Here is an 18,426-nt window from a genome sequence, read left to right on the forward strand (position 1 = left end):
GCTGCAACACTTCTTAGACTGACAGTCTGATTAATCACCTGTTTACGGCCATGTCTCTCGTTTACGACACCTTTGAAACGTTACGCCAACAAAATGCAGTGCTGCGGGAAACCGTCGCGCTCAATACTGGCATTCAACTGGCGGCGTGGTACAACAAGCACGACACGATCACGGTGAAAAGCAACCATCACACCCTTAGCCTGTACGTGGCGGATGGCTATGAAAGCTATCAAAAAACGCCGGGTGGCTGGAAAAATGGCGGCGGGCCGGACCGTTTTTGTCTGATGCCGGAAGAGAGCGAATCCACGTGGGATATTCGTGACGACCTGTCGTTTGTGCACCTCTACTGCACCGATGAACACCTGCGGGACGTGGGGGAGAAAATCTGGGATAAACGACCGCTATCGCTGACGCTGGAGGAAAAAATCTTCGGCAGCGATCCGAAAATCACCGCCCTTTATCGCCAGTTTTTGCTCGGCTGCGACTGGCAGCAAAACGCCAATCAGCTCACCCTGAGCACCGCGTCGACCTTATTGCTGACGCATTTGGTCCAGCACTATTCCAGCGTACAGTGGAAGCTGCCGGTAGTGACCGGCGGGTTATCACCGTTTGTGCTGCGCAACGTGCTGGCCTTTATCGAGGAAAACCTGGCGCAACCCTTAACGCTGGCGGAACTGGCGGGCCAGGCCGCACTCAGTGAGTATCACTTCGCGCGGATGTTCCGCCAGTCGATGGGGCTGGCGCCGCATCAGTACGTTATGCAGCGCCGCATGGAGAAGGCCAAAGCGCTGGTACAGCACACGACCACGCCGCTCACCGACATCGCGCTGGCCTGCGGATTTAACTCCGCCAGCCATTTCAGTAACCGTTTTCGCAGCATGACCGGCATCACGCCGTCACAGCTACGCGCGGCGAAGGCGTGAGAAGACGGCGTAACAGATCCCTCCCAGCACCAGCCCCCAGAAGGCGGAGCCAATTCCCAGGAGCGTGACGCCGCTGGCGGTCATCAGGAAGGTAACGATCGCCGCGTCGCGTTCTGCTTCATGGTTCAGTGCCTGATACAAACTCCCGCTGATAGTGCCGAGCAGGGCCAGCCCGGCCAGCGTCTGGATGCCGCTCAGCGGCAGGGCGGCCATCAGACCGGAAATCGACCCGCCGAACACCCCTGCCAGCAGATAAAACCCGCCTGCCGCCGCCGCGGCCAGCCAGCGTTTACTGGCATCCGGATGGGCGTCCGGGCTCTGGCAGATGGCGGCAGTGATGGCGGCGATGCATATAGAATAAACGCCGAAGGGGGACAACAGCAGTGCCAGCCCGCCGGTGGCAACGATCAGCGGTGAGACCGCCAGCGGATAGCCCGATGCCTGCATGGTGGCGAAGCCGGGCGCATTCTGCGACGCCATGGTCACCAGGAAGAAGGGTAAGCCGATGCTGAGCAGGCTGGTGAAGGTGAACGCAGGGGCAATGAATTCCGGCATGATGACTGATAACGTCATCCTGTTCGTGACAACGTCACCTCCGGCCCATGCCACGAACACGCCCACCAGCAGCGTGGCGACAATGGCGTACCGGGGCGCTACGGCTTTGGCCACCAGCCAGGCGGCCAGCATACTGCCGCAAAGAAAAATGTGTCCCTCAAGATTGCTGAATGCCTTCAGGCCAAACTGTAACAGCACGCCCGCCAGCATAGCGGCGGCAAGCGAGTGCGGGATCAGTTTCATCAACCGGGCAAACAGGCCGGTGACGCCGCACAGCAGAATCAGCGCATTCGCGAATATAAATACCCCGATGGTTTCCGCCAGCGTCACGCCATGCAGGCTGGTGGCGAGCAGCGCCGCGCCGGGCGTCGACCAGGCGGTCAGCACCGGGGCTTTATACCACCACGACAATGCCAGCGTGCTGATCCCCATCCCGAGCCCCAGCGCGGTCATCCATCCGGCGATTTGCTGTGTACTGGCGCCAGCCGCCGCAGCCGCCTGCCAGACAATGGCGGCAGAGCTGGCATAGCCCACCAGCACGGCAACAAAACCGGCCAGCACGGCAGGAAAGAGAGAGGCAGTCGATCGCATGGAAACTCCGTTGTGCGTTATAACGTCCGTGATAAGGTATCACTGTGCGCTATAGCGTACAAGTGGTATGCTTTGCCGCAACGGGAGGAACTATGGATATCACTCAACACCTGGCAACCACACTGAAAGCGCTGCGTCAGGCGCGGGGCTGGAGCCTGTCGAAACTGGCGGAAGAGACGGGCGTGTCGAAAGCGATGCTTGGGCAAATCGAACGCAATGAGTCCAGCCCGACGGTCTCTACTTTGTGGAAAATCGCCACCGGGCTGAACGTACCTTTTTCGGCGTTTATCACTCCAGAAAGCGAACCGCAGGCGGTGTTCGATCCGCAGCAGCAGGCGATGGTGGTGAAACCGCTTTTCCCCTGGGATGAACAGCTTAAGTTCGACCATTTCTCCATCACCCTGTCGCCCGGCGCACTGAGTGAGTCCACGCCGCACGAAGCCGGGGTGATCGAGCACGTGGTGGTGATAAGCGGTGAGCTGGACATGCAGATTGACGGTGTCTGGCGCACGCTATACGCTGATTCCGGCGTGCGTTTTGCCGGCGATAAACCGCACGCGTACCGCAACAGCAGCGCCCGGACGGTGCATTTTCACTCTCTGATCCATTATCCCCGCTAAAGCGTCGCAAAACGGTTTCACTGGCACAGACTTCTGACTACAATAGCCGCCATTTTGACCATAACGGATAACGACGAAGTATGCGCCTGCACTCCCATCATCTTGAACTGCTAAGCCCGGCCCGCGACGCCGCCATTGCCCGTGAAGCCATTCTTCACGGAGCAGATGCCGTCTACATTGGCGGCCCTGGCTTCGGTGCCCGTCATAACGCCAGCAACAGCCTGCGCGACATTGCCGAGCTGGTCCCGTTCGCCCACCGTTTCGGGGCGAAGGTGTTCGTGACCCTGAACACCATTCTTCATGATGATGAGCTTGAGCCCGCGCAGCGTCTTATTACCGATCTCTACCAGACCGGCGTTGACGCCCTGATCGTTCAGGATATGGGCGTTCTGGAACTGGATATCCCGCCGATTGAGCTGCATGCCAGCACCCAGTGCGATATCCGCACCGTTGAGAAGGCGAAGTTTCTTTCGGACGTCGGGTTTACGCAGATTGTTCTGGCGCGCGAGCTGAACCTGAACCAGATCCGCGATATCCACCAGGCGACCGACGCGACCATTGAATTCTTTATCCACGGTGCGCTGTGTGTGGCGTATTCCGGGCAGTGTAATATCTCTCACGCCCAGACGGGGCGCAGCGCTAACCGGGGCGACTGCTCTCAGGCCTGCCGTCTGCCTTATACCCTGAAAGACGATCAGGGCCGCGTGGTGGCATTCGAAAAACACCTGCTGTCGATGAAAGATAACGATCAGACGGCCAACCTCGGCTCGCTGATCGATGCCGGTGTACGCTCCTTCAAAATTGAAGGGCGCTACAAGGACATGAGCTACGTGAAAAATATCACCGCCCATTATCGTCAGATGCTGGATGCCATCATCGACGATCGCGGTGACCTGGCGCGCGCGTCCGCCGGTCGTACAGAGCATTTCTTTATTCCGTCGACGGACAAGACCTTCCACCGCGGCAGCACGGACTATTTCGTGAATGCCCGTAAAGGGGATATTGGCGCGTTCGATTCACCGAAGTTTATCGGTTTACCGGTGGGTGAAGTGCTGAAAGTGGCGAAAGATCATCTTGACGTTCAGGTTACAGAGCCGCTGGCGAACGGCGATGGTCTCAACGTGATGATCAAACGTGAAGTAGTGGGTTTCCGCGCCAATACGGTGGAGAAAACCGGCGAAAATCGCTATCGCGTCTGGCCGAACGAAATGCCTGCCGATCTCTACAAAGCCCGTCCTAATGCAGCGCTTAACCGTAACCTGGATCACAACTGGCAGCAGGCCTTACTCAAGACCTCCAGCGAGCGCCGCATTGCGGTGGATATCGCGCTGGGGGGCTGGGAAGAGCAGCTGATCCTGACCATGACCTGCGAAGACGGTATCAGCGTGACGCATACGCTCGACGGCCTGTTCGAGGTGGCGAACAATGCGGAGAAAGCGCTTAGCAACCTCAAGGATGGCGTGGCGAAGCTGGGGCAGACCATTTATTACGCGCGCAATATTGAGGTGAATCTGCCGGACGCGCTGTTCGTGCCGAACAGCCTGCTGAACCAGTTCCGCCGTGAAACGGCAGAGATGCTGGATGAAGCACGGCTGGCAAACTATCCGCGCGGCAGCCGTAAGGCCGAAACGGTGCCTGCGCCGGTCTACCCGGACACGCATCTCTCGTTCCTCGCGAACGTTTACAACCACAAAGCGCGTGCGTTTTACCATCGTCACGGCGTGCAGCTGATTGACGCCGCGTATGAAGCGCATGAAGAGAAGGGCGATGTGCCGGTGATGATCACCAAACACTGCCTGCGGTTTGCCTTTAACCTTTGTCCGAAACAGGCGAAAGGCAATATTAAAAGCTGGAAAGCGACGCCGATGCAGCTGGTGAATGGCGATGAAGTGCTGACGCTGAAGTTTGACTGCCGTCCGTGTGAAATGCACGTTATCGGCAAGATGAAGAATCACATCTTCAAAATGCCGCCTCCGGGAAGCATTGTGGCCTCCGTCAGCCCTGACGATTTGATGAAGACCCTGCCGAAGCGTAAAGGCAGCTAACCCGCAGAGTGGGTATCCGGTTTGCGCGATTTCTGCCAGGCATGGTGCTCGCGCAACCCCTCCGCAGACTCCTCAGCCGCGCTGCGTAACTCGTCGCTGTCAGCTTCATGACGAAGCTGATGGTCGGCGTTTTTCACATACACAAATTCATGCCCTTTGTGCTCCGCCATAATCTGCCCTGAGAACAGGGCGCTAATCACCAGCAGTAGCGAAAATTCTTTTCTGAACATCCTTTATCCCCTGAAAATACGCTACGGTCATCGTAGGGATAATTTCATAGAGTAATTATTCGACTGTTTAAATTTGAGAAAATAGACTGTCAAAAATTGTGGTCGCAATAAAACTCACTTAAGACTATTCTTAAAAGCAATATCGCCGTTGTAAACTCCCATTTCTGGTATGCAAAGAGAAGCTAGATTTATTGGGAAATCATTTACAATAAGATTTTTCTGGCTAAGGATTGGATCGAATAAATGAAAAAAATAATCGTGCTATCACTTCTGGGCGTAGTGGTTGCGGTGGGTGCTGCGGCCAGCATCTATTCAAATGAAGAACCAGAATATATTCAGTCAGCAAAAAGCCGTGTCGGATCGTATTTAACCAGCGATTACGGACGTGTCGAATGTAATAGCACCCAGGTAAGTGAAGATCGCTGGGAGCTGGGCTGTACCAATAAGGCGAGGGGCAAAACCTTCCAGTTCGCCGTTTACCCATCCGAGCAGGCGCCGTATGGGGTCTCTCGTGCGTTTTATCTCGAAGCGATTAATGATGATGCCCGCCAGAGTGCAGAGCAGGGGCTGATGCGTTATCTGCAAATTAATACCAAAGCGGGTTAATCGATTCGTTTATGCTTCGTTGAGGCTCACAGTGGTAGATTGCAGGTGATCCACATCCCGGTATGGAATACCGGAGCGTAGATACCAAAATACAAATCTATCCATGCAAGCATTTACCGCCAGATTATGGCGGTTTTTTTTTGCCCGTTTATCGTACCGGCTGTAAAAATTGTTTGCGATATTGCGCGGGCGAAAGCGCAAATTGCTGCCGGAAATGGTGGCGCAGCGTGGCGCTTTGTCCAAATCCGGTTTGTTCCGCAATATTGTCGATGCTGAGTCGACTGTTTTCGAGATAATCTTTTGCCCGCTGCAATCGCGCAGTTAATAACCAGCGCGCGGGCGTTGTTCCGGTTGCGTCCTGGAAACGGCGCAGAAAAGTGCGCTGACTCATACCCACCCGCAGGGCCAGCGATTCGACGGTATGGGAAACGGCCAGATGCTGGTGAAGATAATCAAACAGCTGGCCCAGGCGCTGGCTCTCCCGCAACTGAGCCACCGGTCGGCTAAGCTGCTGGGTTTGCGAGCCGTCCCGATGGGGCGGGATCACCAGCCGACACGCCACGCAGTTTGCCGCTTCAATACCGTAATTCCGGCGCACCACGTGCAGGCACAGATCAATCCCCGCGGCGCTGCCTGCGGAAGTGAGAATATCGCCTTCGTCCTGGTACAGCACATCCTCAACCACGGTGATAGCGGGATAGCGTGCTTTCAGAGCTTGCGTGTAGCGCCAGTGGGTGGTTGCCTTCCGCCCGTCAAGCAGGCCTGAGGCTGCCAGAACGAAAACGCCAGAACAGATTGAGAGTAGCTGGCAGCCGCGGGCATGCGCCGCGCGGAGCGCCTGGCAGAGCGCGTCGGGTACGGGTTCGTCCAGCCCTCGCCAGCCGGGTACGACAACCAGATCCGCCGTCTCCAGCAGACGCAGATCGCCATCGGCCAGAATACGGATCCCGCCCGTTGCCCGGAGCTCGCCGTCATCCACGCTCGCCACGGCGAACTGATACCAGTCATCGCCCATCTCCGGGCGCGGCAAGCCAAAGATTTCTACCGCCACGCCAAACTCAAAGGTACATAAACCGTCATATGCCAGCACGACCGCGCGCGGCGAGGAATGTCTTAAGTTTGTCATCTTTTTGCTGTTTTCTGGCATAGGCGGACGCATTCATGGGCTGAAGTAAGGGATAGAGTAGTGTTAACACAAACACCACAAATGAGGAAGATTCATGAGCTATGTTACTGAATTTCCGGCTGCTGAGCCGCAGGAAGCCGTGGGGCATTTTCTGCGTCGTCTGAGCGTCGAGACGGACTGCGCCGATGTCCATCACGCGGTATCCAGCGGTGAGCAGGACTTTGTTCTGCTGCACGTTGTCGGGAAGCCTGAACATTTTGCCCGGCGGCATCTGCCCGGCGCGCTGCATTTACCCTGGAGCCAGATCACCGCCGAGCGGATGAAAGCGTGGCCAGAGGGCACGCTGTTTGTCGTCTATTGTGCAGGCCCGCACTGCAACGGGGCGGACAGGGCGGCGCTGAAGCTGGCGCGTCTGGGTCTGCCGGTCAAGATTATGCTCGGGGGCATCACCGGCTGGGAAGATGAGCGGTTCGCGTTTGCAGGATCTTCATCACCCGCCCTGTGAACATGAATTTATTTCAACACAGATGAAATTTTCTCGTTTGTCGGCGGCGAGCCGGTATGACATCTTTTCAGGACGTTTAGACATCCAGAAGTCTAAAGATTCAAGAGATGAATTATCACTGTGGGCAATTAACGCCGACAGACAGAGGAGATTTCCATGCAGCGACACCACGCCCCGTACCGCGCCGATGTAGTCGGCAGTTTTTTACGCCCGGATTCTGTTAAACAGGCCCGTCTGCAATTCGCCAGCGGTGAGATCGATGCCGGTCAGCTTCGCGCTGTTGAGGACGAGGCCATTCGCCATGTTGTCGAGCAGCAGTGCGCCTGCGGTCTGCATGTGGTAACGGACGGTGAATTCCGCCGCGCCTGGTGGCACTTTGACTTCTTTGACGGGCTACAGGGCGTAGAGCGTTATGATTCGCAGCAGGGCATTCAGTTCAACGGGGTGCAGACCAAAGCCCATGGCGTGCGCGTAACGGGCAAACTGGGCTTCGGCGATCATCCTATGCTGGAAGATTTCCGCTACCTCAAAAGCATCAGCGGTAACGCACAGCCGAAGATGACCATTCCGAGCCCGAGCGTGCTGCACTTCCGCGGTGGCCGCAAGGATATTGATGCCACGGTATACCCGGATCTGAAAGATTACTTTGACGATCTGGCGACCACCTGGCGCGATGCCATTCGGGCCTTTTACGATGCAGGCTGCCGCTATCTGCAACTGGATGATACCGTCTGGGCCTACCTTTGTTCAGAAGACCAGCGCCGGCAGATCCGCGAGCGCGGTGATGATGCAGACGAACTTGCCCGAACCTATGCCCGGGTGCTGAATAAGGCGCTGGAGGGCAAACCGGACGATCTGACCATTGGGCTACACGTTTGCCGCGGCAACTTCCGCTCAACCTGGATTTCCGAAGGCGGCTATGAGCCGGTGGCGGAGGTGCTGTTCGGTACGGTGAACGTCGACGCGTTCTTCCTGGAGTACGACAACGACCGTAGCGGCGACTTTGCGCCACTGCGTTTTGTGCGCCCGGGTAAACAGCAGGTGGTTCTGGGGCTAATCACCACCAAGCACGGTGAACTGGAGAACCCGGAAGGGGTGAAAGCGCGTCTGGAAGAGGCCGCGCGCTACGTGGCGAAAGAGCAGATTTGCCTCAGCCCACAGTGCGGATTTGCCTCCACGGAAGAGGGTAACAGCCTGAGCGAAGCCCAGCAGTGGGATAAAGTTCGCCTGGTGACGCAAATCGCCAGCGACGTCTGGTAACATCGTTCACAGCGCTGCATTATTACAGTGCAGCGCTGTACCATTCTGAGTCGTTTCCCGTAGGTCCTCTCTTCGAACCCGTTTAAATCCTGCCTCTGCAACCTGGCACCCTTTTTGCTCTCCTGAAACTGACGTTACTTTTTCTGCGTCCGGGCGGTAACGGACGTCTTCGCACAGCTTTCTTTTTCAGGAGTGAAAATATGCACCGTCGTACCTTTATAAAAGCGTTCGCCTTGTCCGCCTCCGTGGTCGCCATGGGGGTCAGTTTTGGCGTCCAGGCCGCAGAGACTATTAAAGTCGGGATCATGCACTCACTCTCCGGCACGATGGCCATTTCAGAAACGCCCCTGAAAGATGTCGCCCTGATGACCATCGATGAAATTAACGCCAAAGGCGGCGTGCTCGGGAAAAAGCTGGAGCCGGTGGTGGTTGACCCGGCCTCCAACTGGCCGCTGTTTGCCGAAAAGGCCCGCCAGCTTCTGAGCCAGGATAAGGTCGCCGTAGTGTTTGGCTGCTGGACCTCCGTATCGCGTAAATCAGTTCTGCCGGTTTTTGAAGAGCTGAACGGTTTGCTGTTCTATCCGGTGCAGTACGAAGGTGAAGAGATGTCACCAAACGTCTTCTATACCGGCGCGGCGCCTAACCAGCAGGCGATCCCGGCGGTGGAGTACCTGATGAGCGAGGACGGCGGCAGCGCGAAACGCTTCTTCCTGCTGGGAACGGACTACGTTTACCCGCGCACCACGAACAAGATCCTGCGCGCCTTCCTGCACTCGAAAGGCGTGGAAGATAAAGATATTGAAGAGGTCTACACCCCGTTTGGTCATAGCGATTACCAGACCATCGTCGCCAGTATCAAGAAATTCTCCGCGGGCGGTAAAACGGCGGTGGTCTCAACCATCAACGGTGATTCCAACGTGCCTTTCTATAAAGAGCTGGCGAACCAGGGGCTGAAAGCCACGGACGTGCCGGTGGTGGCGTTCTCGGTGGGCGAGGAAGAACTGCGCGGCATTGATACCAAACCGCTGGTGGGTAACCTGGCGGCGTGGAACTACTTTGAATCCGTCGATAACCCGACCAACCAGACTTTTGTCGCGGCCTACAAAGCCTACGCGAAAGCCCATAAGCTGCCGAATGCCGATACCGTCGTCACCAACGATCCGATGGAAGCGACCTATGTCGGCCTGCATATGTGGGCGCAGGCGGTTGAAAAAGCGGGGACAACCGACGTGGACAAAGTGCGCGCGGCAATGGCGGGCCAGTCGTTCAACGCGCCGTCCGGCTTTACGCTGACCATGGATGCCACCAACCACCACCTGCATAAGCCCGTCATGATTGGTGAAATCGAAGGCAACGGCCAGTTCAATGTCGTCTGGCAAACCGAACAGCCGGTACGCGCTCAGCCGTGGAGCCCGTTTATCGCCGGGAATGACAAAAAACCTGACCAGCCGATGAAAACCGCCAGCAACTAAGCCACCACCAGGGAGAGACGTCATGAACGCCATGCGCATAATTATTGCGATTGTGTGGCTTACCGGACTGCTGCCAGGGATGGTGCAGGCATCGGATGCCGATGATTTCGTTGCCGCTAGCCGCAGCCAGCAGACCGCCATGCTGACCCGCTGGGCAGCCACGCCGGAACCTGCACGTTTGCCGCTGCTTAAAGCGCTGCAACAGGAGAACCTCTACACCGACAGCCAGAAGAAGGCTTTTACCCGCATCGACGGCGAAATGGTTGCCCTGGGCGCGGCAAAGAGCGCCGAAGGAACGACCAAAGCCGTGCGGCTGACCAACCGGCTGCGCGTGTTAACCGTCACGGCGCTGGCGACGCATCAGCTTGTCAGTGACAGTGTCACCGAAAGGCGTCATGCCGCGCGGCAACTTCAGCGTGACGCCCAGCCGGATATGCTCGGGTTTCTGCAACAGCGGGCTAACCGCGAAACGGATGACGTCACCCGACAGTCGCTGAGGCTGGCGCTGGCAAATCTTCAGCTGGCGAGTCCGCAGGCGGAAACGCGCCTCAACGCGGTTGAACTGTTGGGACAGTCTGACGATCCGGACGTGCAGGCCACGCTGACGCCATTCACCCGGGCGCAAACCGAGCCGGACGCACGGGTACGTGCCGCCGCCGCTGAGAGCCTGGAGCGTATTCAGCACCGGCTGATGTGGGGTGAACTGCTGGGGCAGGCCTTCATGGGTCTGTCGTTGGGGTCGGTACTCTTGCTGGCCGCGCTCGGGCTGGCTATCACCTATGGTCTGCTGGGGGTGATTAACATGGCCCACGGCGAAATGCTGATGCTCGGGGCGTATGCCACCTGGATGGTGCAGCAGGTGATGGCGCAGTGGATGCCTCAGTGGCTGGCGCTTTATCCGGTGGTGGCGCTGCCGGTGGCGTTTTGCCTGACGGCAGGTATCGGGATGGTGCTGGAGCGCACGGTGATCCGCCATCTGTATGGCCGCCCGCTGGAAACCCTGCTCGCCACCTGGGGGATCAGCCTGATGCTTATCCAGCTGGTGCGCATGACCTTTGGCGCCCAGAACCTTGAGGTCGCAAACCCGGCCTGGCTGTCCGGCGGGGTGCAGGTTTTCGCCAACCTGACGCTGCCGTGGAACCGTATTGTGGTACTCGGGTTTGTGCTGATGGTGCTGTTCTTCACCTGGCTCATTCTGAATAAAACGCGTCTGGGGCTGAACGTGCGGGCGGTGACGCAAAACCGCAGCATGGCGGCCTGCTGCGGCGTCCCCACCGGACGGGTAGATATGCTGGCGTTTGGCCTCGGGTCCGGCATTGCCGGGCTGGGCGGCGTGGCATTGTCCCAACTGGGGAACGTGGGACCGGAGCTGGGCCAGGGATACATCATTGATTCGTTCCTGGTGGTGGTGCTCGGCGGCGTCGGCCAGCTGGCCGGTAGCGTCGCGGCGGCCTTTGGTCTGGGGATCTTCAATAAAATTCTTGAACCGCAGATGGGCGCCGTGCTGGGCAAAATCCTGATTCTGGTGGCGATCATTCTGTTTATCCAGAAACGTCCGCAGGGGTTATTCGCACTTAAAGGGAGGGTGACAGACTGATGAGCCAGCCATTGACCTTAACACTGGCGCGCAGGGCACCGCGCTCCACGCAAATCTTCGGCAGTCTGCTGGTTGCGGCGCTGCTGGTGCTGCCTTTTCTCGCGCTGTTGCCCGCAACGCATCCGCTGGCCGTTTCTACGTGGATGTTGACGCTCATCGGCAAGATCCTCTGCTACGCAGTTGTCGCCGTGGCCCTCGATCTGGTCTGGGGCTATGCCGGTATGCTCTCACTGGGGCACGGCATATTCTTCGCCCTGGGCGGCTATGCGATGGGCATGTACCTGATGCGCCAGGCGGCCGGGGACGGGCTGCCCGCGTTTATGTCGTTTCTCTCGTGGAGCGAGCTGCCCTGGTTCTGGTGGGGAACGCAGCATTTTGCCTGGGCTCTGGTGTTAATTGTGACGATCCCCGGCCTGCTGGCGCTGGTCTTCGGCTGGTTTGCTTTTCGCTCGAAGATCAAAGGGGTCTATTTCTCCATCATGACCCAGGCGCTGACCTACGCGGGCATGCTGCTGTTCTTTCGCAACGAAACCGGCTTTGGCGGCAATAACGGCTTTACCGGCTTTACCACGCTGCTCGGGTTTTCCGTCACGGCGACCACCACGCGGATCGCGCTGTTTCTCGCAACGGTCGTGCTGCTGCTTCTGGCCCTGGGCACAGGCTACGCGCTGGCGAAGAGTAAATTTGGCCGCATTTTAACGGCGGTGCGCGATGCGGAAAACCGTCTCACGTTCTGCGGCTACGATCCGCGCGGTTTCAAGCTGCTGGTCTGGACGCTTTCCGCCGTGCTGTGTGGCCTGGCGGGAGCGCTGTACGTTCCGCAGGTGGGCATTATCAACCCGGGTGAAATGTCGCCGACCAACTCGATTGAAGCGGCCATCTGGGTAGCGCTGGGTGGACGCGGCACTCTGGTGGGCCCGGTGATTGGCGCGGCGCTGGTCAACGGTGCGAAGAGCTTTTTCACCGTGGCGATGCCGGAGTACTGGCAGCTGTTTCTGGGGCTGATTTTCATCGCCGTGACGCTGTTTTTACCGCGCGGCGTGTTCGGTCTGTTTCGTAAGGGAGAGAATTAATGCAGCCCTCTGAAGGACTCTTTACCCGCCAGCTACCGGGCGACCGTTACCGCGAGCAGACCGATCCGGTGTTGCAGCTCGAGGCCATTAACGTCAGTTTCGACGGTTTTCAGGCGTTGACCGATCTCTCGCTGAACATCGGCGTCGGAGAATTGCGCTGCATCATTGGCCCTAATGGCGCCGGTAAAACCACGCTGATGGACGTGATTACCGGCAAAACCCGGCCAAAAAGCGGGAAAGCTATTTACGATCAGTCCATCGATCTGACTGCCCTGGAACCGGCGGCCATCGCCCGTCAGGGCATTGGACGTAAGTTCCAGAAGCCGACCGTGTTTGAAGCGCTGACCGTAGGGGAAAACCTCGAAATCGCCATGAAAGCCGACAGGTCCGTCTGGGCGAGCCTGCGGGCCACGCTCAGCGGCGAGCAGCGCGACCGCATTGATGAGATGCTGGTTTTGCTGCGGCTTGGCAGCGAGCGCGATCGCCGTGCCGGGCTGCTTTCCCACGGACAGAAGCAGTTTCTGGAGATCGGCATGCTGCTGGTGCAGGACCCGCATCTGTTACTGCTGGACGAACCCGCTGCCGGTATGACCGACGCAGAGACGGAATACACTGCCGAGCTATTCCGCACCCTGGCAGGCAAGCATTCGCTGATGGTGGTTGAGCACGATATGGGTTTCGTCGAGACCATCGCCGACCACGTCACGGTGCTGCATCAGGGGCGGGTACTGGCGGAAGGTTCGCTTCGCGAGGTACAGGCCAATGAACAGGTAATTGACGTCTATCTGGGACGTTAAGGAGAGGTGATGTTACAGGTTAGCGAACTGAATCAGTACTACGGCGGAAGTCATATTCTGCGCGGGGTGAGCTTTGAGGCGGTCGTCGGGGAAGTTACCTGCCTGCTGGGGCGCAACGGGGTGGGCAAAACCACGCTGCTGAGGTGCCTGATGGGGCTGATCCCGGTGAAAGGCGGGGAGGTGGTCTGGCAGGGAAAGAGCATCACTCACAGTAAACCGCACCAGCGGGTGCAGTCCGGCGTGGCCTATGTTCCGCAGGGGCGGGAGATTTTTCCGCGTCTGACCGTAGAAGAAAACCTGCTGATGGGGCTGTCACGCTTCTCCGCGGGAAACGCAAGGAGCGTACCGGAGGAGATTTGGCAGCTTTTCCCGGTGCTGAAGGAGATGAAGCACCGACGCGGAGGCGATCTTTCCGGTGGTCAGCAGCAGCAGCTGGCGATAGGTCGCGCGCTGGCGAGCCGTCCACGGTTACTGATTCTGGATGAACCCACGGAAGGTATTCAGCCGTCGGTGATTAAAGAGATTGGGCAGGTGATCCGCAGCCTGGCGAACCGGGGGGATATGGCCATCCTGCTGGTGGAGCAGTTTTATGATTTTGCGGCAGAGCTGGCCGACAGCTATCTGGTGATGTCGCGCGGCAGCATCGTCCAGCAGGGGCGCGGGGAGAACATGGAGCAGGAGGGCGTTCGCGGGCTGGTTGCGATCTGAAATGTTATAATATAACATCCTCATTCTTATAAAACGGAATGAGGATTTTGCTGTGGCTGCACAACTTGCAAAAATTGCGCTGACTCTGGGAACGCTGCTGGTAAGCGGCTCGCTTTTTGCCCATTCGCACGGTCATCAGATGACAGAGGCGGAACAGAAGGCGGCAAACGGCGTCTTTGAGGATAAAGACGTCAGGGACAGGAAGCTGTCTGACTGGGACGGGACCTGGCAGTCCGTTTATCCGTTCCTGCTTGATGGTTCGCTGGATCCGGTTTTCGAAAAGAAAGCGCAGAAGGGAGAAAAATCCGCTGCCGAGGTGAAGGCCTACTACCGCAAGGGGTACGCGACGGACGTGGACGCCATCGGCATTGAAAACAACGTGATGGAATTCCACCGAGGCAAAACGGTGAGCAGCTGCCGCTACGACTACAGCGGCTACAAAATTCTGACCTATGCGTCGGGGAAAAAAGGCGTGCGCTACCTGTTTGAATGCAAGGATAACGCGAGCCAGGCGCCTAAGTTTGTGCAGTTCAGCGACCATATCATCGGGCCGAAAGCCTCTTCACACTTCCATATCTTTATGGGCAACACCTCCCACGAGGCGCTGCTGAAAGAGATGGATAACTGGCCGACCTACTACCCGAATGAGATGTACAAAGAGCAGGTGGTGGAGGAGATGTTGCACCACTAGGGGGTTGGTTTTGCCGGGTGACGGCTTCGCCTTACCCGGCTTACGATTAGGGTTTTGTCGGTCGGGTAAGCGCAGCGCCACCCGACACGCTATCTTCACTTTTCACGCGCATCCCGCGCATTATCATCAGCCAGGCCGCAATGATGGCGGCCATCATAATGATAAATAATGACCAGTGCGGCAGATGGGTCAGGATGAGCCCGGTGATCATCGGGTTCGCCGCCGCGCCGAGCCAGCCCAGCGCCTGGGCGGAGAAATAGCTCGCCTTCATGCCCGGCGGGGCGATATTGTCGATCAGCATGTATTCACCCGGTGCATAAATAATTTCACCCAGGGTGAAAATCGCCGCCGCGATCCCCCAGTAAATCAGGTTCTCGCCGGAAAGCATAAACCCGCCCAGCCCGAGGATGAAAAAAAGCGTCGCAGCGGTCATTAGCGGACGGATATTGCTGGCGGTGATCTTACGTCCAAGCGCGTATTGCAGGGTGACGACCACCGCCGCGTTGACGGGAAGCACAACGGCCACCACCTTTTCTGCGAAATCACTGTCCGCATGTGCGGCGAGGACATACTGGGAAATGCAGGTGGCGAACGATCCACCCACATACGACGCCAGCAGGCCGGAGAGCGTGTACCAGAACAGCGCCCGGTCTTTCAGCAGCACCGAGGGCTGCCACGGCATTTTCTCCTCAGGGCTGTCTGAGGCTATGCTTTTCTGCACAAAGAAATGGATAAACCCGAGCGGCAGTGCGGCGCAGAAGGCGGCCAGCCAGAACGGCAGTTGCAGGCTGTACATCACCAGCAGGGTGCCGATCGGCGGCCCGATCGTCCAGCCAATGTTCAGGAAACTGTAGTTGAGTGAGAAAACGCGCGCCTTTTCGCTGGAGGTCAGCACGTCGGCAAACCATGCTTTCAGCACCGTTGAGAAGACGGAATAGGCGCAGTTAATCAGGGCAAAGAACAGCACCACCAGCGTCACGTTATTCACCAGCGGAATCGCCACAAACCCGGCGATAAAGGCCACGATGGCGATCAGCATATAGCGTTTTTTGTCGAACTTATCCGCCAGGATGCCAAACCCCAGGCTAAACACCACGCCGATGGTCAACGCCACGGTAAGGGCATAGCCAATATTCTCCACGCTCATATCGTACACGCGTGTGAGATATATGGTCATAAAGGGCAGCGTTGCCCCGCGGCCAATTGTTAATAACAATGACGATGCCAGCAGCGCTGCGGTTGAGCGCCTGATTGATGGTTTCATTTTCCTGCCCGACAAATGCTTATGCTTTTTTTGTTGTGTTATTACAGGATTATCATGGGATCGGCAGCTTGTATAGCACCCAATTTATCCGCAGGTGCTTCTCTCCAGTACCAGAATTAATGATCTTCTCGCGGGGCTATTTTTTCTGTTACCTTGAAGTGTTTACAAAATTTTAATAATTCAGGGGCGGAAAATGACGCGGAAAGACGGGCTGTTAGCGTTGCTGGTTGTCGTGGTGTGGGGACTCAATTTTGTGGTCATCAAAATGGGGTTGCACAACATGCCTCCACTGATGCTGGCGGGGCTGCGCTTCCTGCTGGTGGCCTTCCCGGCGCTGCTGTTCGTTGCCCGCCCGAAAATTCCCCTTAAGCTGCTGCTGGGCTACGGCCTTACTATCAGCTTTGGTCAGTTTGCGTTTCTTTTTTGCGCCATCAAATTCGGTATGCCTGCGGGCCTGGCTTCGCTGGTGCTTCAGGTGCAGGCGTTCTTTACCATCATTCTCGGCGCATTTGTCTTCGGCGAACGCTTGCAGGGCAAGCAGCTGGCGGGCATTAGCCTTGCGGTCTTTGGCGTGCTGGTGCTGATTGAAGGCAGCCTCAACGGTCAGCATGTCGCGCTGCTAGGCTTTATGCTCACCCTGGCGGCGGGGCTGAGCTGGGCGTGCGGCAATATCTTTAACAAACTGATAATGCAGCACGAGACGCGTCCGCCGGTCTTATCGCTGGTGGTCTGGAGCGCATTGATCCCAATCGTGCCGTTTATGGCCGCGTCGTTTATTCTGGATGGTCCGCAGGCGATGTTGAAAAGCCTGGTGGAGATCGACCTGACGACCATTTTGTCGCTGATCTACCTGGCGTTAGTCGCCTCAATCATTGGCTATGGTATCTGGGGATCGCTGCTCGGACGCTATGAAACCTGGCGTGTGGCACCGTTATCGCTGCTGGTACCGGTGGTCGGGCTTGCCAGCGCCGCACTGTTGCTGGATGAAACGCTCAGCGCGCTGCAACTGTGTGGCGCAGGGCTGATTATGGCCGGGCTGTATATCAACGTCTTTGGCTTGCGGGTGCGTCGGGCAACGCGGGTGCGGGGTTAAGGCAGAAAAAAGCCCCGCATTAGCGGGGCAAAAACGAATTACAGTTCGTGGTTGTAATACGGCACGCCTAATTCGTCGGATTTGTCGCTGCCAGCGCCCATGTGATTGAAGTCCCAGGGCGACTGGTTTTGCGTGGACGGCATAATCATGGTGTCACGATTATTTTGCTGCCCCGCATTGGGGGTTTGCTCCGCGAAGCTCTGGCCGGAAACCAGCACCAGCAAGGTGAGGGCGGCGGAGGCGATAAATTTCATGATTTCCTCGGTTACGTCTTAACAGGCGATGATTAACTGCAATGTTTTAGCGGATACAGATAACGGGATTCACCCGGCATACTGGTAATACGGTACTTATGAGGCGGCACGTCAAAGTAGTTCTTGAACGTACGCGTCAGGGTCTGTTGCGATTCAAATCCGTAGCGTTCCGCCAGATAGAGGATCGGCTCATTGCTTTCTTTCAGTTTTTGGGCAATCTCCGTCAGCTTGCGGCTGCGAATATATTGTCCTAATGAATGGCCGGTCTCTTTTTTAAACATCCGTTGCAGGTGCCATTTTGAGTAACCTGAACGCTCAGACACTTTCTCAAGAGAGAGTGGAGATTCCAGGTTATCTTCGATCCAGTCCAAAATGCTATGAATGGTGATAGCGTCAGTATTGCGTCTGGACATCGTCATACCTCTTTTTCTGTTTACGGCAGGATTTTCTTGAGTAAGAGCTCAAGCGTTGCCACTTCATCTGCCGATAAGTTTTTTGTCAGTTCCTGGTGCAGTGTTTGTCCTACTAATTGATGACATTGCTCACACATGGCCGCGCCATCGCTGGTCAGTTTCACCAGTACGCCACGTTTGTCATTCGGGTTAGGGCTTCGTTCTATCCATCCTTTACAGACGAGACGATCCAGCATGCGGGTTAACGCACCCAGATCGACAGAGAGCACCTTTTTCAGCTCAACCGGCGTGATACACACTTCGCAGCGAATGGAACACAGCACTTTGAACTGTGTTGCGGTGATATCCAGCGGTGACAGATAGTCATTGAGCAGGCGATCTTTTTTCTGGTTAACCATATGAATAAGACGACCCAGTGGAATTATGTCGTTAAAGAGGTCACTGGTGCTTTTCACAATGGTTGCCCTGGCAAGTAGTTTAGTCACGGCAGATATTATTGCTCAGGCAAGTATAAGTCAACTGAATGAATCGGCCGATGCCACGAAATGCTAAAACGCTTCAGGAACTTATTCTGTACGCTTTTAAATCATACAGATAATCTGG

At 56.9% G+C, this 18,426-nt stretch carries 20 protein-coding genes; 13 read left to right on the plus strand and 7 right to left on the minus strand.

Annotated features, from left to right (window positions below; all coding sequences use genetic code 11):
- The first annotated feature begins 50 nt into the window (after nt 1–50).
- Nucleotides 51–923, plus strand: a complete 873-nt coding sequence (locus FZF21_RS10785; protein ID WP_006810606.1) for an AraC family transcriptional regulator — start codon at nt 51–53, stop codon at nt 921–923.
- On the opposite strand, the gene FZF21_RS10790 is transcribed toward FZF21_RS10785, so the two are convergent.
- Nucleotides 903–2,069 (minus strand): benzoate/H(+) symporter BenE family transporter, encoded by a 1,167-nt coding sequence (locus FZF21_RS10790; RefSeq protein WP_063945859.1) that lies wholly within the window; start codon nt 2,067–2,069, stop codon nt 903–905. The genes FZF21_RS10785 and FZF21_RS10790 overlap by 21 nt on opposite strands.
- Nucleotides 2,070–2,161: 92 nt before the next feature.
- Here FZF21_RS10790 and FZF21_RS10795 point away from each other — a divergent pair, with 92 nt between their 5' ends.
- Nucleotides 2,162–2,689: an XRE family transcriptional regulator gene (locus FZF21_RS10795; RefSeq protein ID WP_015570550.1), complete on the plus strand. Its 528-nt coding sequence runs from the start codon at nt 2,162–2,164 to the stop codon at nt 2,687–2,689.
- Between the two features lie 80 nt (nt 2,690–2,769).
- Nucleotides 2,770–4,734, plus strand: a complete 1,965-nt coding sequence (locus FZF21_RS10800) for a U32 family peptidase (RefSeq protein ID WP_149121333.1) — start codon at nt 2,770–2,772, stop codon at nt 4,732–4,734.
- On the opposite strand, the gene FZF21_RS10805 is transcribed toward FZF21_RS10800, so the two are convergent.
- Nucleotides 4,731–4,964, minus strand: a complete 234-nt coding sequence (locus FZF21_RS10805; protein ID WP_015570548.1) for a DUF2554 family protein — start codon at nt 4,962–4,964, stop codon at nt 4,731–4,733. The genes FZF21_RS10800 and FZF21_RS10805 overlap by 4 nt on opposite strands.
- A 243-nt stretch (nt 4,965–5,207) precedes the next feature.
- Here FZF21_RS10805 and FZF21_RS10810 point away from each other — a divergent pair, with 243 nt between their 5' ends.
- Entirely contained in the window at nt 5,208–5,570 is a 363-nt protein-coding gene (locus FZF21_RS10810) for a hypothetical protein (RefSeq protein WP_015570547.1), read from the plus strand.
- 148 nt (nt 5,571–5,718) lie between these two features.
- On the opposite strand, the gene ftrA is transcribed toward FZF21_RS10810, so the two are convergent.
- Nucleotides 5,719–6,717, minus strand: coding sequence for a transcriptional regulator FtrA (ftrA, locus tag FZF21_RS10815; RefSeq protein ID WP_063945862.1), 999 nt, complete (start codon nt 6,715–6,717; stop codon nt 5,719–5,721).
- A 73-nt stretch (nt 6,718–6,790) separates the two neighbouring features.
- Between ftrA and FZF21_RS10820 the strand changes: the two genes are divergently transcribed.
- The 8 genes from FZF21_RS10820 to zinT all read left to right on the plus strand — a co-directional run bounded on the left by FZF21_RS10820 (nt 6,791) and on the right by zinT (nt 14,799).
- On the plus strand, nt 6,791–7,201 hold the full coding sequence (locus tag FZF21_RS10820) for a rhodanese-like domain-containing protein (protein WP_017383989.1): 411 nt from the start codon (nt 6,791–6,793) through the stop codon (nt 7,199–7,201).
- A gap of 156 nt (nt 7,202–7,357) precedes the next feature.
- Nucleotides 7,358–8,461: a cobalamin-independent methionine synthase II family protein gene (locus tag FZF21_RS10825; protein WP_015570545.1), complete on the plus strand. Its 1,104-nt coding sequence runs from the start codon at nt 7,358–7,360 to the stop codon at nt 8,459–8,461.
- A 200-nt stretch (nt 8,462–8,661) separates the two neighbouring features.
- On the plus strand, nt 8,662–9,933 hold the full coding sequence (gene urtA, locus FZF21_RS10830) for an urea ABC transporter substrate-binding protein (RefSeq protein WP_015570544.1): 1,272 nt from the start codon (nt 8,662–8,664) through the stop codon (nt 9,931–9,933).
- Between the two features lie 22 nt (nt 9,934–9,955).
- Nucleotides 9,956–11,530 (plus strand): urea ABC transporter permease subunit UrtB, encoded by a 1,575-nt coding sequence (gene urtB, locus FZF21_RS10835; protein ID WP_058686391.1) that lies wholly within the window; start codon nt 9,956–9,958, stop codon nt 11,528–11,530.
- Nucleotides 11,530–12,603, plus strand: a complete 1,074-nt coding sequence (gene urtC, locus FZF21_RS10840; protein ID WP_015570542.1) for an urea ABC transporter permease subunit UrtC — start codon at nt 11,530–11,532, stop codon at nt 12,601–12,603. Before urtB ends, urtC begins: the two co-directional genes overlap by 1 nt.
- Nucleotides 12,603–13,400 (plus strand): urea ABC transporter ATP-binding protein UrtD, encoded by a 798-nt coding sequence (urtD, locus tag FZF21_RS10845; protein ID WP_015570541.1) that lies wholly within the window; start codon nt 12,603–12,605, stop codon nt 13,398–13,400. The genes urtC and urtD overlap by 1 nt, the downstream gene beginning before the upstream one ends.
- 9 nt (nt 13,401–13,409) lie before the next feature.
- Entirely contained in the window at nt 13,410–14,108 is a 699-nt protein-coding gene (urtE, locus tag FZF21_RS10850; RefSeq protein WP_032103021.1) for an urea ABC transporter ATP-binding subunit UrtE, read from the plus strand.
- A 52-nt stretch (nt 14,109–14,160) separates the two neighbouring features.
- Complete coding sequence (gene zinT, locus FZF21_RS10855) at nt 14,161–14,799, plus strand: metal-binding protein ZinT (protein ID WP_017693437.1); 639 nt, start codon at nt 14,161–14,163, stop codon at nt 14,797–14,799.
- Between the two features lie 46 nt (nt 14,800–14,845).
- Here the strand turns inward: zinT and ydeE are convergent, their stop codons facing one another.
- Entirely contained in the window at nt 14,846–16,063 is a 1,218-nt protein-coding gene (ydeE, locus tag FZF21_RS10860; RefSeq protein WP_149121332.1) for an efflux MFS transporter YdeE, read from the minus strand.
- 193 nt (nt 16,064–16,256) lie between these two features.
- Between ydeE and eamA the strand changes: the two genes are divergently transcribed.
- Entirely contained in the window at nt 16,257–17,156 is a 900-nt protein-coding gene (eamA, locus tag FZF21_RS10865) for an O-acetylserine/cysteine exporter (RefSeq protein ID WP_017693436.1), read from the plus strand.
- Nucleotides 17,157–17,194: 38 nt separating this feature from the next.
- Here the strand turns inward: eamA and marB are convergent, their stop codons facing one another.
- From marB to marR, 3 genes are read right to left on the minus strand one after another with little or no spacing between them, the layout of a single operon-like run.
- Nucleotides 17,195–17,410: a multiple antibiotic resistance protein MarB gene (marB, locus tag FZF21_RS10870; protein ID WP_149121331.1), complete on the minus strand. Its 216-nt coding sequence runs from the start codon at nt 17,408–17,410 to the stop codon at nt 17,195–17,197.
- A 32-nt stretch (nt 17,411–17,442) separates the two neighbouring features.
- Nucleotides 17,443–17,823: an MDR efflux pump AcrAB transcriptional activator MarA gene (marA, locus tag FZF21_RS10875; RefSeq protein ID WP_001303241.1), complete on the minus strand. Its 381-nt coding sequence runs from the start codon at nt 17,821–17,823 to the stop codon at nt 17,443–17,445.
- Nucleotides 17,824–17,843: 20 nt separating this feature from the next.
- Nucleotides 17,844–18,278, minus strand: a complete 435-nt coding sequence (gene marR, locus FZF21_RS10880) for a multiple antibiotic resistance transcriptional regulator MarR (protein WP_017383983.1) — start codon at nt 18,276–18,278, stop codon at nt 17,844–17,846.
- Nucleotides 18,279–18,426: the final 148 nt, after the last annotated feature.

The organism is Enterobacter sp. LU1, assembly GCF_008271405.2.
GTDB lineage: Bacteria > Pseudomonadota > Gammaproteobacteria > Enterobacterales > Enterobacteriaceae > Enterobacter > Enterobacter hormaechei_C.